Origin of the sequence: Desulfospira joergensenii DSM 10085 (assembly GCF_000420085.1) — a bacterium.
GTDB classification, from domain to species: Bacteria; Desulfobacterota; Desulfobacteria; order Desulfobacterales; family Desulfobacteraceae; genus Desulfospira; species Desulfospira joergensenii.
This window is the reverse complement of the sequence record NZ_ATUG01000002.1, coordinates 2,146,508-2,163,338: the sequence shown is the minus strand read 5'-3', so window position 1 is coordinate 2,163,338 and position 16,831 is coordinate 2,146,508. Positions and strand designations below refer to the sequence as shown.

Genomic DNA, 16,831 nt, shown 5'->3' with positions numbered 1-16,831 from the left:
CATCTACAGCGATTAATATTTTTTATTGATTCAGGCGGCCTGGGCCTTTTTCTTTTTGGCGATCCGGATGGGACTGGGTCCCAGCTCCTTGATCTTGTTCACCATCTCAATGGAATACTGGGCAAACAGGGGGCCTTCCCCGGAAGACAGATTGAACATGCGGACCCGCTCTCCGCCGACGCCGACCTGATCCAGAATTCTGGCAGCCTGTTCCACCCGTTTCCTGGCCCTGAAATTTCCTTCGTTAAAGTGGCAGTCCCCTTCCATGCAACCGACCACGTAAACTCCGTCCGCCCCTTTTTCAAAGGCCCTGAGGATGTGAATAATATCGAGCTTGCCTGTGCACGGCAGCCGGACAATTCGAAAACTTGAGGGAATCTTCAATCGCATGGAACCTGCCAGGTCCGCGGCTGAATACCCTCAGTAATTACAACAGAATGACAGGATAACGGGTTCGAATTCTTTTGTCATATCACTCCCTCCAGCAAAGATTCCACCTTGCTTAGCAATGAATCGTCTTCATACCAATTCAGTTTTATGGTTTTGGCCGGACATTCCGATGCACAGACACCGCATCCCTGGCACAGGGCAGGATCGATATAGGAAACCCCGTCCTCATTGATCACGGGGACATTATAGGGACAGGACCTGACGCAGACCAGACAGGATGCGCAATGATACGGGTCAACCTCTGCGGTCACCGCAGACAGGGTCAGATACTCCTGGGCCAGGAAGGTCGTGGCCCGGGAAGCGGCTGCCATGGCCTGGGCAATGGTTTCCGTGATCAGCTTGGGACCGTGGGCTGTTCCGCAGATAAACACCCCTTCTGTGGCGGCATCCACGGGCCTGAGCTTGACATGGGCTTCCATGAAGAATCCTTCGGGATTTCTCTGGGTCTTGATGATGGTGGAAAGCTCTTCGGTATCCGAGGCGGTCACCCCGGTACTCAGGATGACCAGATCGGCCTCGGCCTCCACCCTGGCGTCCAGGACATGATCCTTGAAGGTCACTGACATCTTCTTGCCGTCTCCCTTCTCCACCTGGGGCGGATGTTCCTTATCGTACCGGGAGAAAATCACCCCCAGGTTTCTGGCCTTGGTATAAAACTCCTCGAGCATGGAGTACATTCTCATATCCCGGTAAAGGATGAACACATCCGTATCCGGGCTCTTTTCCTTGATGGCAATGGCGTTCTTGACGCCTGCCTGGCAGCAGATCCTGGAGCAGTTGGGATTCTGTTCGTTCCTTGATCCCACGCACTGGATCATGATCACCCGGTCAAGATCTTTGACCTCGCCTTTTTCCAGCATGTCGGCAAGCTCCACCTGGGTAACCACAGATTCGCTTTCATTGTACATGAACTCAGTGGGCTGATATTCCAGGGCTCCGGTGGCCACAATCATGACCCCGTGGTCGATCTTTTTCTCGGCCATGGAGGGCCCCACCATGACCTGGGTGTTAAAATTGCCCTTGTAGCCGGAGAATCCGACCACCAGGGCCTGCTTGAGCACATCGATATTTTTATGGCCCTCAACATCGGCCACAAGATCCTTGACAAAGGCCTGAATATCGTCCCCTTCTATGGTGTGGTGAAGTTTTAAGGCAAATCCGCCCAGCTCGGCTTCCTTTTCCACCAGGGTTACATGGAATCCCTGGTCTGCCAGTCCCCTGGCCGCAGTCATGCCGGCCACACCCCCGCCCAGGACCAGGGCCTTGTCAATGATGGTGATCTGTTTGTCGTGCAAGGGTCCCAGGGTGGTCACCCTGGCCACGGCCATGCGGATAAGGTCCTTGGCCTTGGCAGTGGCCTTTTCCGGCTCGTGGAAATGCATCCATGAATCCTGGTTCCGGATATTGGCCATCTCAAAAAGATACTTGTTAAGCCCTGCTTCTTCCAGGGTGTCCATGAAGATCCCCTCATGGGTCTTGGGGGTGCAGGAGGCCACCACCACCCGGTTAAGCTTATATTCGTCAATCACCTCCTTGATGGTCACCTGGGTATCCTGGGAACAGGTGAAAAGATTCTCTCCGGTGTAGACCACATTGGGAAGATCCTTGGTATACTTTTCCACCTCTTCCACGTCGATTACCCCGGCGATATTGATCCCGCACTTGCAGACAAAGACCCCGACCCGGGGATCCTCACCCAGTACATCCCTCTCCTCGGGCATGCTCACGGTCTTGGTCCGGGTATGCCTGGCCGGTGCCAGATGGACCCCGGCGGCCCCGGCAGAGCCGGATGCCTCGGTTACGGATGAGGGGATATCCTTGGGTCCCTGGAAGGATCCGGACACGTAAACCCCGGGCCTGGAGGTTTCCAGGGGATTGAAGGTAGTGGTTTTCACAAAGTTGTACTTATCCAGGTCCACGCCGATGCGGCTGGCCAGGTCTGCGCTCTCCTTGGGAATGGTCAGGCCCACGGAAAGAATCACCATGTCAAAAATCTCTTCCTGTATCTGCCCCAGTTCGTCGGCATATTTGAGAACCAGGTTGTCCGTGCCCGGTTCCTCGGTCACGGAATGGATCCTGGATTTGACAAACCTGACCCCTTCCTCTTCAGCGGCTCTATTATAGTATTTTTCGTAATCCTTGCCGAATGTGCGCATGTCCATGTTGAAAATAGCCGCATCCAGCTCTTTTTCCGAATGCTCCTTGGCGATCATGGCATCCTTGATGGCGTACATGCAGCATACCGAGGAGCAGTATCCATTACCGCATTTGTTGGTATCCCTGGAGCCGATACATTGGAGCCAGGCGATTTTTTCGGGTTCCTTTTCATCCGAAGGCCGGACCAGATGTCCCATGGTGGGACCGCCGGCGCTTAAGATCCGCTCAAATTCCAGGGAAGTCATGACGTTCTGGGAGCGTTTGTACATGTATATATCGTCCAGGCCCGAAGGATCATAGACTTCCGCGCCTGTGGTCATGATCACGGCACCCACGTCGAGATCCCTTACCAGGGGCTGCTGATCGTGCTCCACGGCTCCGGCCAGACAGGCCTCCACACATTGGTAGCATTCGGAACAGATCCCGCAGGACAGGCACCGGGATACTTCCCTTTCAATGGCTTCAAGGGCCAGGTCCAGGGTGACCTCTTTAAAGTTGCCCTCCCGGTCGGCCACGCTGATCTTGTCCGGGTGCACCCGGTCCAGCCGGGGAACATTCTCGATCTCCGGCTTTTCAAACTCATAGCTCTTTTCCCGGTCCTCGGCAAGGTCCAGGCCGTTGATGAATCTATGGATGGACTCGGCCGCGGTCTTGCCCGAGGCAATGGCGTCCACAACGGATTTGGGGCCGTAATAGGCGTCCCCCCCGGCAAAGACCCAGTCAATGGGGGTCTGGAGGGTAAGAGGATCTGCCTCGTATCCCCCCGGGGGGGTCAGGGCGATGCCCTCTTTATCGGCAAAACCGGTCTCTCCCATCTGGCCGATGGCCACGATCACCGTGTCCGCCTCATAGGAGGTGAGCTTGCAGTCGTCGTACTGGGGATTGAATCTTCCGTTCTCGTCAAACACGGCCGTGCATTCCTGGAAGCCGACCTCGTTGACTTTTCCGGAGTCGTCCCCGTAGAAACGCAAAGGTCCCTGGCTGTTGACGATGTGGACCTTTTCTTCCAGGGCCTCTTCGATCTCGTAATCCCAGGCCGGCATCTCGTCCCGCTTTTCCAGGCAGACCATGGTCACATCGTCGGAGCCCAGGCGCCGGGCGGTCAGGGCCACGTCCACGGCCACGTTGCCGCCGCCGATGACAATGACCTTGCCGGAGAGTTTCTCTCCCTTGCCCATGGCCGCATTTCTCAGGAACTCGGTTCCCTTGAGCACGCCCTCAAGGTCTTCGCCTTTGACGCCCAGTCCCCTGGACCCGTGCAGGCCCGTGGCCATGAACAAAGAGGCGTACCCCTCCTTTTTCAGGCTCTCCAGGGTGATGTCTTTGCCGAATTCCACAGAGGTTTTGATCTCAACACCCAGTTTTTCTATGACGTCGATCTCTTTTGCAAGTTCCGCCTTGGGCAGGCGGTATTCCGGGATGCCCACGGCCATCATCCCGCCCTTGACGGGCAGCTTTTCAAATATGGTGACCTTGTACCCTTTCTGGGCCAGGTAATAGGCAGCGGTCAGCCCGGCAGGGCCGGAACCCACAACCGCCACTTTTTCGGGCCGTTCTTCAAGAATATCGGGGACCCAGGGACCTTCTTCACTGTCCAGGTCCAGCTGGGCAATGTACCGGTGAAGATATTGGATGGCCAGGGGCTGGTCCGCGTCCCCCCGGGTGCAGACAGACTCGCAGGGATGGTGGCAGACCCGGCCGCAGGAACCGGGAAAGGGGTGTTCCTGTTTGAACAGCTTCAGGGCCTCATGGTGCTTGCCCTGGTTCATCAGGGCGATGAATCCCTGGATGGATACATGGGCCGGGCAGGTGGCCTTGCAGGGCGCCACGGAACGTTTGGAGATCCCGTACCCTCCGGGAATGGCCTGTTCATATTGTTTAAAAATGGCTTTTCTCGGAGCCAGTCCCTGGTTGTGCTCACTGGGAACATCCACAGGGCAGACTTTGGTACACTCTCCACACGAGGTACACTTTAACAGATCAACAAATCGCGGATTTTCCCTTACCCTGGCAGTGAAATTTCCCTGTTCACCGTCAAGCTCGAGAAGTTCTGTGTTTGTCAGGAGTTCAATGTTCAGATGCCGGCCGACCTCGACCAGTTTGGGTGAGATCACTCACATGGTACAGTCATTGGTCGGAAATGTCTTGTCCAGCCGGGCCATCATACCGCCGATGGCGAATGATTTCTCAACCAGATAAACATAGTACCCTGAATTGGCAAGATCAATGGCGGACTGCATTCCTGCGATACCGCCGCCGAGAACCATAACAGAACCTGAAAGGTCTTTGCCGGATGTTGAATTTTGCGTCATTATCTCTATCTCCTAACCATTATTTTAGCCGCATTGATCATGAGCGGTCTTCCATGGTCCAATGACACAACAGGCCGTATGCCAAAGGGCATAAAAAAACCGGCCATTGAATTTCTTCAATCAGCCGGTCATTGAACCTGCTCCACTTAGGATAAAAGAGACTGCCGGAAAACAGACTGGAAAACCGTGCCCGCCACATCCTGAAAACGGATAATCCGTTTTCGATATCCCGGCCGGTTTCTGTCCGCAAGCTCTGCCTGGCCGGATAATTCTGCCGGCCATGGACAATATATCGTTACGCGTGGACTGCGTGATATTGGAATAAGCTATTTGGCACCTCATATCATCTGCAAGCGGTATTCGGAATTTCACAGCTCATAACTCAATAGTATGATAGCCTGAAACGTTCTTGTCGCATCAACCGGTTATTCAGACCAGTCTCCGCATCAACCACAAACCAGTGCCGCCCAGAAATTACCCGCTCAACAGGAAATCAGCTTTCATTCACAACAATTCACTTCTCAGGTGTCACACGATTATCTTTCCCCATTCCTAAGTAAAAAAATGAGAATTTTTTGTCAAGAATTTTATTCCCGGTTCTTTTCTTTCAACTTGAGAAGTTTATTACTGAACCAGATCAGAACCAGGACAGGCGTTCCCATGAGGGCCGTAATCAGAAAAAAAGCGGGATAGCCCAGGGAATCTACAATAGAACCGGAGTACCCGCCGAACACCTTGGGAATCAGGGTCATCAAAGAGGAAAAAATAGCATATTGAACTGCCGTGAAACGGATACTGGTCAGGCTGGATAAAAAGGCCACAAAGGCGGCACTGGCCATTCCCGCAGCAAGATTATCCGCAGAGATGACCAGATAAAGCAGGGGCAGATTCGGCCCGGCCTGGGCCAGGGTCATGAACAATAGATTGGTCAAAGAGGAGAGCACGGCCCCTGCAAATAAAATTTTCATCACCCCGAATCTCAGGGAGAGGATTCCCCCCAGGAATCCGCCGGCCATGGTCATGAAAAGGCCGAAGGTCTTTACGATGCCGGCGATCTCTATTTTTGAAAATCCCAGGTCCTGGTAAAACACATTGGAGATCACCCCCAATACGATATCCGAAATCCGATACAGACCGATCAGGGCCAGCATGAGGCAGGCCAGGGACAAGCCGTATCTCCTGAAAAAATCATGTACCGGCTCCACATAGGTTTCCCGGATCATCTCTTTGTTCACCATCCCGGTTGCCATGAGAAGCCTTCCCAGGATTGCCGAGGATGTAATCCCGAGGCCCAACCGGCAGAACTCTATAAAAAATCCGGAAAGGCCCGGATTATGAAATATCTGATTCAACTGGTGTTTAACGGCTGAGGCAGGGCCCGCACTCAAATAAAAGACCGTAACAAACATGGAAGCTCCGGCCAGAAATACCAGAATAGACCCCAAATAATCCCTTGAAGAGCGGCCTCTTCTGGAATCATCCGCCATCTCGGGCTCAGGAATCACAAGGGTGGTCACCACTCCCACCAGCATCAGCCCGGCCATGATACAATAGGTGGCGTGCCATGCCGAAAAGGAGTAACTGCCCATGGTAGAGCCGAAAACCTCAGCCAGGAAAAGGGCACCGGCACCGGCCGCCAGCATCCCGGTCCGATACCCGGCGATATAGGATGAGGCCATGAGGGCCTGGAGTTCTGTGGCAGCAGACTCTATCCTGTAAGCGTCAATGATGATGTCCTGGGTGGCCGAGGAAAACCCCAGCATCACCGCTGCCGCCGCCATGAAGGTCAGGGGGTGGCTGCCTGAACCCGGATCAATCCATGCCATGCATAAAATCGCCAGGATCACCCCGGTTTGAGCCGCCAGCATCCAGGATCGTCTCCGGCCCAGGGTGCGGGTTAAAAAGGGAATGGGGATCTGGTCCACCAGGGGAGCCCATACAAATTTGAATGAATATCCCAGGGCCGCCCAGCTGAAGAAGGTAACGGAAGAGCGCTCCACACCTGCCTCCCTGAGCCAGAGGGAAAGGGATGAAAAGATCAGAAGAAGGGGCAGGCCGGCCGAAAATCCAAAGGCCAGCATGGTCAAAACCCTTGGATGGAAAAAAGCGGCCACGGATTCCTGCCAGTTTCGCACGGGCGGAGGGTTCATCTTTTCAGAAAAAATATCAAAGGGATAGTTCCAGGTCCGAAGGGACCCCGAAGCAGGAAATGGGAGGCGCCCCGGTTTTCCGGGCCCGGTTTTCAAGAATCCGGCAGCTTTGTCTGACCATCTCCTTCATCTGGGCATCTGTCCGGTCCTGATTCAGGTGGATCAGGCCCAGCTGACCGACTCCGGCCTTTACGGCAAGGTCAAGGACATCTGAAACAGAGGAGTGACCCCAGCCGATCTTGTCTTTGTACTCTTCTTGAGTGTACTCTGCATCATGGAACAGGATGTCGGCCCCCCGGGCAAAATTTACATACGCTTCAGCCCCCTGGCTCTGGGGATGGTCGTATCCCAGTTCATTGTCCGTTAAAAAGACAAAGCTCTTTCCTTCTTCCGTGAACTTATACCCCATGCTGTCCTCGGAATGGCTGGTGGGGATGGCCTCCACCTCTATGGATCCGATGGTGAACTTCTGGTTCAGGGAAGGGTCAAAATAAAGATCCGCATCAAAATCCGTCAGTTTTATGGGAAAAAACGGAGGTCTCATGACATTTTCAAAGACCTGTCTGGTGCTCAGCCCGTCAAATTTCCGGTCCTGGATGACCAGTCTGTTTTCTTTATACAGAAGGGGAGCAAAAAAAGAAATGCCGAGGATATGATCCCAGTGGGTATGGGTTAACAGCATGAAATATTCAGATGCCTTTCTCCGGACCAGGGATTTGCCAAGCCTTCGGATTCCGGTTCCTGCATCGATGATGATGACCTCTCCGGTTTTTGCAATCACTTCCAGACAGGTGGTATCTCCTCCGAATTCAGCGTATTCCCGACCCGATACCGATATTGAACCCCGTGATCCCCAGCATTTAATATACATGTTTCTCCCACATGGAGCTAAAATTAGATTCAGTTCCTAACTTAATTTATATAGAATCGTATGAATCTGAAGGAAAATCAATATTTTTTTCTTAAACAGGGCTGAAAACCACGGACAAATCAGATTCATTTAATGAAATTTAATTATTTTTAAAAAAAGTTAAATCATATCAAACTTTCTGCCTTCCACCCGTTGACAAGCCGTATATTATCGCTTAGGGAAATAAATGAGAATGAGGATAACTCAATTTTAAAAGGGAGCGTCTGATATGGCACAACTTATCGCAGACAGAAGGGATGTTGACTTTGTACTTCATGAACAGGTCGGAATGGTTGAACATGAGCTTTTTGAGGAATTCAATAAAAAAACCGTTGATCTGATCGTTTCCGAAGCCAGGAACCTGGCCATCAAGGAAATCCTGCCCACCTTCAAGGACGGAGACGAACAAGGCTGCATCCTTGAAAACGGCAAGGTAAAGGTTCCCGACTCCTTTAAACGGGCCTGGGAACTCTATTGCGAGGGGGAGTGGCTGGCCATGTGCGATTCTCCGGAAGTGGGGGGACAGGGCATGCCCAAGACCGTGGGGTGTGCGGCCCTGGAGTACATGACGGGCGCCAATTCCGCCTTTATGCTCTACTACGGTATGACCCACGGGGCTGCCAAGCTGGTGGAAGTCTTTGGAACCGAATCCCAGAAAAACCTCTATATGAAAAAGATGTTTGCAGGAACTTGGGGAGGCACCATGCTGCTCACCGAACCCGAGGCCGGTTCCGATGTGGGGGCATTGACCACCATTGCCAGGAAAAAGGCAGACGGCACGTACTCCATCCAGGGATCCAAGATCTTCATATCCGCAGGGGAGCATGATCTGTGCGAAAACATCATCCATCCGGTCCTGGCCAGAATTGAAGGAGCACCGGCCGGAACCCGGGGGATCTCCCTGTTCCTGGTCCCAAAATTTCATGTCAATGAAGACGGTACCCTAGGTGAATTCAACAACGTGGTCTGCACGGGCCTTGAAAAGAAAATGGGAATCCACGGCAATGCCACGGCCTCCCTCTCCCTGGGTGAAAAAGGCGAATGCATCGGCACTCTCCTGGGCGAGGAAAACAAGGGCATGCCGGAGATGTTCCAGATGATGAACGAGGCCCGGGCCTTTGTGGGCATGCAGGGATTTGCCGTTGCCTCGGCCTCCTATATGTATGCCCTGGAATATGCCCGGACAAGGATCCAGGGCAGACACCTGACCGCGGGCAAGGCTGCCGATGCCAAGAGCGTGCCCATTATCCAGCACCCGGATGTGCGCCGCCAGCTATTAAACATGAAGGCCTATACCGAAGGCATGCGCTCCCTGATCTACTATTACGCCAAATGCTCGGACATTGTCCGCACCACGGATGATGAAGAATTAAAAGCAGATACCGCCGCTCTTATTGAGGTATTGACCCCCATTGTCAAGGGGTTTGTCACGGACAAATCCTTTGAGGTCTGTTCCCACGGGATCCAGGTTTACGGCGGATACGGATATGTCAGGGAGTTCCCTGTGGAGCAATTGCTCAGGGATTCAAGAATTTTCATGATCTACGAGGGCACCAACGGGATCCAGGCCATGGATCTTCTGGGCAGGAAACTGTCCATGAACAACGGCAAATCCTTTGACTATTTCCTGGAACAGATCCAAAAGACCGTTACAAAGGCCCGGGAAATTCAAGGGGTGGAGGAACTGGCCGGGAAAGTATCCCATGCCCTAACCCGGCTGGAAGAGCTGGCCGCAGAGATGAAGCAGCGGTCAAGGTCGGAAAAGGCTCTCAACGCCTATGCCTTTGCCCATCCCTTCCTGGAAATCACCGGGGAGATCACCTTTGCCTGGATGCACCTGTGGCGGGCCTCGGTCGCCGCACCCAAGCTGGCCAAAAAGGCTGGATCCCTTGAAAAAGAAGCCGTGGCCAAAAAAGCGGCCAAGAACAAGGATGCCGCCTTTTATTCGGGACAGATGGAAACGGCCCGGTTTTTTATTCATACCCTTCTGCCCTCGGTTTATGGTAAGATGGACGCGATTCTGGAAGGGGACTCCTGTGTGGAGGATATACTCGACGTCTCCTTTGGATCAAAATAAAGGGGTGGAATGGAATCTCGCCCATCTGCTGCGGTGCTGCAAAATTCTGAAACCCTCACGTACGGAAGTACGCTCCGGTTTCAGAATTTCCTGTGCCCTGCATATGGGCAAGCATCCATCTCAACCCGGGGAAAATAATATATTTTGTTTGGATAAAAAGGTGAACGATGAAAGCAGCGGAAACCGTCTGAACGGATGCAGCACCTGCTCTTCCCGCTGTTGAACATCATCAATAGAATTTGGAGGTAAGATCATGCTGGAATATCTGAAAAAAAGCGTTCTGACCGGTGTGGGCATGGCATTGAGATCCAAGGCCGAAATTGAAGAGATGGCAAAGGAATTTGCAGAAAACGCCAAGATGAATCAGGCCGAGGCAGAGGAGTTTCTGGATGAATGCCGCCAGAAATACGAGGATGCCCGGTCAGGTCTGGACAAAAAAATCGAGGCGGCCATTGAAAATGTCTTAAAAAGGCTGGATCTGCCGTCCCGGTCCGATCTCCTGGAACTCAACCGCCGCATTGACGCCCTTGCCGAAAAAATAGAAAAATAGACGCCTGCCCATGTTGAGCATCAAGTCCATAGGAAAGGTCACCCAAAGGTACAGGCATCTCATCCGGTACCAGCAGATCATCGGCATCATTTTCAAGTACGGGTTTGAAAATATCCTGGATGCCATGAACATCGATCATTATATTGAATCGGGTCTGAAGCTGATTCATATGGGCGTACCCGAATCCGTGGAAAAAGTTGACCGTCTCAACCGGAACCAGAGAATCCGGATGGCCCTGGAAGAACTGGGCCCCACCTTCATTAAAATGGGCCAGGTTCTCTCATCCCGGCCGGATCTGATCCCTGTGGACCTGATCGATGAACTTGCCCATCTCCAGGATAAAATCCCCTCCTTTGACTTTGAACATGTCAAAAATATCATTGCATCGGAGTTTGGCCGTCCCTACGATGAGATTTTTGAATCCATCGAAAAAGAGCCCTTTGCCTCGGCCTCCATCGGTCAGGTCCACAGGGCATCCATCCGTGAAAATCACAGAATCGCCATAAAAATTCAGCGCCCCGCCATCCGCAAGACCATTGAGGCGGATCTTGAGATCATGCACCACATCGCCTCCATCATCGAAAGGAATATAGAGGAAGCCGCTGTTTTCAGGCCCGTAAAAATTGTTGAAGAATTTGCAAAAACCCTTGAAAAGGAACTCGACTACACAGTTGAAGCCGCCAATATGGAACGCATGGCCCGGCAGTTTGCCGGTGACAAGGCCATCCACATTCCCAAAACCTATCCCGATCAATCCAGTGAGCGCGTCCTGACCATGGAGTACATCCAGGGGATCAAGGCAGACGATATAGAGGCCATTGACCGGTCCGGCCTGGACCGGAAACGGATCACCCGGCTGGGGGCTGACTTTATCATGAAGCAGATCTTTAAATATGGATTTTTCCATGCAGATCCCCACCCCGGAAATATCTTTATCCTGGAGAACAACAGAATCTGTCCCGTTGACTTCGGCATGACCGGATTTGTGGACCAGACCACCCGGGAGATCTTTGTGGACCTGATCCATTCCATTGCCTCGGACAATGCAAAGGCCACGGCCGGCCTCCTATGCGAGCTGGCCGAATATGAAGATCTGCCCGACATGGCAGACCTGGAAAAGGGCATCTCCCATTTTGTTTCCCTTCATCTGTCAAAGTCCCTGAAAGAGATCAAAACCGCCAAGATGCTCAATCAATTCCTTGAGCTCTGTGCGGGCCATGGGCTTAGAATCCCGCCGGATCTCTTTCTGATGATGAAGGCCTTTATCTCCATTGAAGGGGTGGCCAGAAAACTGGATCCGGATTTTGATATGATCGCCCACGCCATGCCCTATGCGACAAATGCCAAGTACATGAAATATTCCCCTCCGAGGATTGCCCGGGATATTCTGGGGATCGCCCGGGAATCCTTCAATCTTCTCCGGATTCTGCCGGCAGACATTAAAGAACTGCTCAGACTGGCCAAGACTGGGAAAATCCATATCAGCGTCAACATCGACCATATTGAAAAGATGATGAGAACCCAGGACCAGACCTCCAACAGGATCTCTTTTTCCATTATCATCGCCTCCCTGATCCTGGGCTCTGCCATTGTGGTGAACTCCAATGTCCCTCCCCTGATGTTCGGGGTATCCGTCATCGGCATTGTGGGATTCATTGCCGCCGCTGTCATGGGGATCTGGCTGGTGGTGGCCATCATTAAAAAGGGCAGGTTGTAGGCCGTTTCCACTTCCGTTTGGAAAAATGTTCTGTCCTTACCGGTCTCCCTCGTAGGGATACCAGTCGGAGTCCCGGAGGCGGTCTACCTTAAGCGTGATGATCTCGCAGGTCTGGGTGTTGAAGACGATTTTCCGGCCCCGTTCCCCGCCCACGTCTTGGGAAACGATTTTCACCCCTTTTCTTTTCAGAATATTCCGGGCCGTCCTTAGATTGTCCCGGCCGATATCCCGGTCACATAGATTGGGATTGTAGGCTCCCCCGAATATCTGGGCCTCCAGATCCGAGCGGTTGGATCCGTTTTCAAGCATCATCCTCACCAGGGTGGCCACGGCAATATTTCCGTACAGGGCCGTTGTCTTTTCAGGATGTTTTGAAAAGGGGAAAAGAAAATGACTCATGCCGCCGCTCTTCATGGATCTGTCAAAAAGACTGACGGAAACCGAAGAACCCAGGACCGTGGAGATGACCGTGGGTTTTTCAGGCAGATAAATGTATCCCGGTTTTAAAAAATAATCCAGGGGGACTGGTTTTTCAGAATGTGTATCCATGTTGTTTTTTATTTTGAATCAATCCGGTTTTATAATATTTACCCCTTGAGTTCAACCCCGAATCTTTGGCCGGGGATTTCTTTGACATCTCTATTTTCACCCTAGCTTTTCACCCGGGTTCCCGGTTCCGGCCCTCTCTCTTGCCAAGACCCGGGTGTCTGTGCTAATAGTAGCGGATGAATATTTTATTTTTTTGCAAATAAAGCAGTTAGATATCAGGGAGTTTAGACATTCGTGGGGGGAAAACCGGCAGGGATTCGAATCGGGCATTTAAAAATCCTGGATCATCTGGTCCTGGGCATGTCAGCGTTCAGGCAGAGGGAAAAGCAACTGGTTCACTCAGATCTTGTTCCCGTTCCCATGAACTCCTGGGATCAGGTCTGTGACGGGCTCAGACAGGGGGATATCCAGGGGGCTTTCATCCCCCTGCCCATGGCTATGGATCTGCACGCATCCGGATTTTCCTTGGAATGTCTGATGTTTGCCCACAGATCCGGCAGTATGATCATTAAAAACAAGACCCGTACAAATATCTCATCATTTAAGAATAAGACCTTTCTGATCCCCTCGGAACTGTCCGTTCAGCACATGCTTTTTCACAGACTCCTGGAAGCCTCCGGAATCCGCTTTGGACCTGAATCCACATCAGATGTGGCCATGCAGGTCACCCCACCCTTTCTCATGCCCCAGATCATGGAATCGGACGGGGATGGAGATATCGGAGGGTACATGGCAGCCGAACCCTTTGGCACCCTGGCCGTCAACCGGGGTTTCGGAGACCTGTTCTGCACATCGGCCAGCCTGTGGAAAGACCACCCCTGCTGTGCTTTTGTCCTTGAAAAGGAGCTTGCAAGGGAATCTTTTCCGGCCATGGAAGAGCTGATCCGTCATTTTTTCCATTCTGCCCGGCTCCTGGAAGAGCAGATCGCGGCCGGAGAGGAGTCCTGGGAGATGGATTGGATGTTGGATTTTCTGGAACAGGAAGAGTCCATTGTTTTAAAGGCCCTTTATGAAAGCAGGATCAGCTTTGACCCGCCCAAACTGGTGCCGGACCCCGGCATCATCGACATGATCCAGACCTATATGGTTGAGGTCATGGGCATCCTGTCCGGCAAAATTGATCTGGACGATTTTCTCAACCCCACCTGGGCGTTAAACGCCGTATCGGAAGTAACTATTGAAAATTGAACTCCAGAAAATCACCAAAACCTATACCGATCCCCAAAAGGGCGAACACGTTGTTTTAAGGGATATTGCCTTTTCCATTGAACCCGGAGATTTTATCGTTATCCTGGGAGAATCCGGCTGTGGCAAGACCACCCTTCTCAATCTTCTGGCAGGGCTTGAACAGCCGACCTCGGGCACCATTCTCGGGGATGGGGAGCCCATCCTGGGAATTCATCCGTCCCGGTCCATTCTCTTTCAGCAGCCTGCCCTGATCCCCTGGCTGAATGTAAAGGAGAATGTGGCATACGGATGCAGGATCCGGGGCGATCTGGAGGACCTGGATTATCGTGTCAATCAGTTCCTTGAGATCATGGGGCTGGTCGGGTTTACCGATTCCATGCCCCACCAGCTTTCCCTGGGCATGGCCCAGCGGGTATGCCTGGCAAGGGCCCTGGTAGGTCATCCCAGGGTTCTGCTCCTGGATGAGCCCTTTGCATCCCTGGATACCTTTACCCAGGCCCATATCCAGGAGGAACTGGTCAACCTCTGGCTCTCCGAGCAGTTCACGGCTGTTTTTGTCACCCATGACATTGACGAGGCCATCCGTCTGGGCAATAAAATTATTCTCCTGGCCGGCGAGCCGGCCAATATCACCCAGACGTTTGAAATAAACGAAGCCTATCCAAGGGACCGGAACCAGATGCGGTTCAAGGAAATCCGGCATAAGATCCTGGACAGGTTTAAAACCGCCTATCTGGCCAAGAGGAGCCTGCTTTAGATGGACAATTTCCAAGGAAATTCCCTGCCCATGAGTCGGCGAAATTTCTTAAAAACCGCAGCGGCCGCATGTTCCGGCCTGGCGATTCCCCAGAAGGCCTTTTCCGCCAGGCCGGTTTTAAAATTGGGATATCTGCCCATCACCGACGCCACTCCCCTGCTGGTGGCCCACGGACTGGGATATTTTTCCCAGGAAGGGCTTGAGGTTGAACGTCCCGTCATGGTCCGGTCATGGAAAATTCTGACTGAATCCTTTCTGGCCGGGAAATTTGATCTGACCCATATGCTCTTTCCCATCCCGGTGTGGATGAGATTCAAACGCAAGTTTCCGGTCAAAGTACTGGCCTGGGATCACACCAACGGCAGTGCCGTGACCGTCCGGGGGGATTCAGGCATCCACGGTTTTGCCGACCTGGGCGGCCGCCAGGTGGCTGTCCCGTCATGGTATTCCATGCATAATCTCATTCTCCAGCTGGGTCTGAGGACCCAGGGGCTGGAACCGGTGATCCGTCCCCAGTCGGACCGGCTTGGTCCCGGTCAGGTCAACCTCTTCATCCTGCCGCCCCCGGATATGCCCGCGGCTCTTCTGGGGAAAAAGATAGATGCCTTTATCGTAGCCGACCCCTTCAACGCCCTGGCCCAGACCAGATTCAAGGCAAAGATCATGCGGTATACCGGAGATATCTGGAAGAATCATCCCTGCTGTGTGATTGTCACAGGCCAGCCCCTGATCGACAAAGATCCCGTCCTTGTCCAAAAGGCGGTGAACGCCATTGTACGGGCCCAGGTCTGGTGCAGGAACAATCCCAGGGAGACGGCCCATCTTTTGAGCCGGGACGGAGAAGGATACCTGCCTTTGCCTGAAAAAGTTCTGATCAAAGTGTTCCAGGATCCCAAACCCGGAGAACTGGTCCATCCGGACTGGAAACCGTCAAGGATCGGGTTCCAGCCCTATCCGTTTCCCTCTGCCACGAAATTTATCCTGGAACAGATGAAAGTTACCCGGGTGGAAGGGGACACTCATTTTCTAGAGGCCCTGGATACGGATCTTGCCGCAAAAGAACTGGTGGACGACCGGTTTGTAAAAAAGGCAATCGAGCAGATGGGCGGGATTGAAGCCTTCTGCGACTGCACCACGGCAACACCCTACTCAAGGGAAGAGATCGTTGAAATCAATTAATAAATTCATCTATAAAAACGCGAAACAGGTGGGGCTCAATGCGGTTTTCGGAACCAAAGAGTTTGGCTGGAAATACGAACTTCTGGGGCTTGCCTTCTTTGCCGGGGTGTGGATCCTGGGAGCGGAACTGATTTTTTCAAAACCTGAATTCTCCCAATTCAACGGATTTCTGCCCGGCCCCACCTTTGCCGCATTGGGCAGGGCCCTCCAGGAAAACCAGTTCTGGGTTTCGGTCTTTACCAGCCTGAGAAGAATATTGGCGGGAATTTTGCTCGCCTCCATCCTGGGATTTCCCATCGGCATCCTGGTGGGGTTTTTCCCCAAACTCCGCGGACTTTCCTACTCCCCCATTCAGTTTATCCGGATGATCAGCCCCCTTTCCTGGATGCCCATTGCCCTGCTTTTATTTGCAAGCTTTGAGTCTGCCGTGTATTTTTTGATTGTAATGGCGACCATTTGTCCTATAATATTGAACACGACCATAGGTGTTTTAAATATAAATCCCCAGTGGATTAAAATGGCTTTGAATCAAGGAGCGAATAATTTTCAGATTATTCGAACCATAGTGATTCCGGCTGCGGTTCCCAATATGCTCACCAGCCTGAGGCTGGCCCTGGGAGTGGCCTGGATCGTACTCGTGCCTGCAGAATTTTTAGGAGTTTCCAGCGGTCTGGGATATCTCATCAATGATGCCAGGGACACCATGGAGTACGACAAACTCATGGCCATGATCATCGCCATCGGAATCCTGGGCTTTATATTGGACCGTTTTTTTCAAAAGCTCCAGCAGTCGCTGGCCTGGTCCTGGAATAAATAATTTGGGCAGATACGTTTA

The 16,831-nt window shown here is 52.5% G+C and carries 12 protein-coding genes; 7 read left to right on the top strand and 5 right to left on the bottom strand.

Annotated features, from left to right (window positions below):
- Window positions 1-30: 30 nt before the first annotated feature.
- The 4 genes from F608_RS0122880 to F608_RS0122855 form a co-directional block, all read right to left on the bottom strand.
- Complete coding sequence (locus tag F608_RS0122880) at window positions 31-471, bottom strand: hydrogenase iron-sulfur subunit (RefSeq protein ID WP_279615092.1); 441 nt, start codon at window positions 469-471, stop codon at window positions 31-33.
- A complete protein-coding gene (locus F608_RS0122875; RefSeq protein ID WP_153307568.1) occupies window positions 468-4,919 on the bottom strand; it encodes an FAD-dependent oxidoreductase in 4,452 nt (1,483 codons plus the stop codon). Before F608_RS0122875 ends, F608_RS0122880 begins: the two co-directional genes overlap by 4 nt.
- Window positions 4,920-5,506: 587 nt before the next feature.
- Window positions 5,507-7,054 (bottom strand): AmpG family muropeptide MFS transporter, encoded by a 1,548-nt coding sequence (locus F608_RS0122860; protein WP_244154315.1) that lies wholly within the window; start codon window positions 7,052-7,054, stop codon window positions 5,507-5,509.
- Window positions 7,055-7,085: 31 nt separating this feature from the next.
- A complete protein-coding gene (locus F608_RS0122855; RefSeq protein WP_022668042.1) occupies window positions 7,086-7,940 on the bottom strand; it encodes an MBL fold metallo-hydrolase in 855 nt (284 codons plus the stop codon).
- Window positions 7,941-8,208: 268 nt separating this feature from the next.
- On the opposite strand from F608_RS0122855, the gene F608_RS0122850 reads away from it, so the two are divergent.
- The 3 genes from F608_RS0122850 to F608_RS0122835 all read left to right on the top strand — a co-directional run bounded on the left by F608_RS0122850 (window position 8,209) and on the right by F608_RS0122835 (window position 12,323).
- On the top strand, window positions 8,209-10,056 hold the full coding sequence (locus F608_RS0122850; protein ID WP_022668041.1) for an acyl-CoA dehydrogenase: 1,848 nt from the start codon (window positions 8,209-8,211) through the stop codon (window positions 10,054-10,056).
- A 253-nt stretch (window positions 10,057-10,309) separates the two neighbouring features.
- Window positions 10,310-10,606: a phasin family protein gene (locus tag F608_RS0122840; RefSeq protein WP_022668039.1), complete on the top strand. Its 297-nt coding sequence runs from the start codon at window positions 10,310-10,312 to the stop codon at window positions 10,604-10,606.
- 10 nt (window positions 10,607-10,616) lie between these two features.
- Window positions 10,617-12,323, top strand: coding sequence for an ABC1 kinase family protein (locus F608_RS0122835; RefSeq protein ID WP_022668038.1), 1,707 nt, complete (start codon window positions 10,617-10,619; stop codon window positions 12,321-12,323).
- Window positions 12,324-12,359: 36 nt separating this feature from the next.
- Here F608_RS0122835 and F608_RS0122830 read toward each other — a convergent pair whose 3' ends face one another.
- The gene (locus tag F608_RS0122830; RefSeq protein ID WP_022668037.1) at window positions 12,360-12,872 is read right to left on the bottom strand and encodes a chemotaxis protein CheD; all 513 of its coding nucleotides are present in this window, start codon (window positions 12,870-12,872) and stop codon (window positions 12,360-12,362) included.
- 234 nt (window positions 12,873-13,106) lie between these two features.
- On the opposite strand from F608_RS0122830, the gene F608_RS35265 reads away from it, so the two are divergent.
- Genes F608_RS35265 through F608_RS33060 form a run of 4 tightly spaced genes read left to right on the top strand, consistent with a single transcriptional unit; the run spans window position 13,107 to window position 16,813 of the window.
- A complete protein-coding gene (locus F608_RS35265; RefSeq protein ID WP_022668035.1) occupies window positions 13,107-14,060 on the top strand; it encodes an ABC transporter substrate-binding protein in 954 nt (317 codons plus the stop codon).
- Window positions 14,050-14,817, top strand: a complete 768-nt coding sequence (locus F608_RS0122820; RefSeq protein ID WP_022668034.1) for an ABC transporter ATP-binding protein — start codon at window positions 14,050-14,052, stop codon at window positions 14,815-14,817. The genes F608_RS35265 and F608_RS0122820 overlap by 11 nt, the downstream gene beginning before the upstream one ends.
- Window positions 14,818-14,847: 30 nt before the next feature.
- On the top strand, window positions 14,848-15,996 hold the full coding sequence (locus F608_RS0122815) for an ABC transporter substrate-binding protein (RefSeq protein ID WP_244154314.1): 1,149 nt from the start codon (window positions 14,848-14,850) through the stop codon (window positions 15,994-15,996).
- Window positions 15,983-16,813, top strand: a complete 831-nt coding sequence (locus tag F608_RS33060; protein ID WP_033398557.1) for an ABC transporter permease — start codon at window positions 15,983-15,985, stop codon at window positions 16,811-16,813. The genes F608_RS0122815 and F608_RS33060 overlap by 14 nt, the downstream gene beginning before the upstream one ends.
- Window positions 16,814-16,831 lie beyond the last annotated feature (18 nt).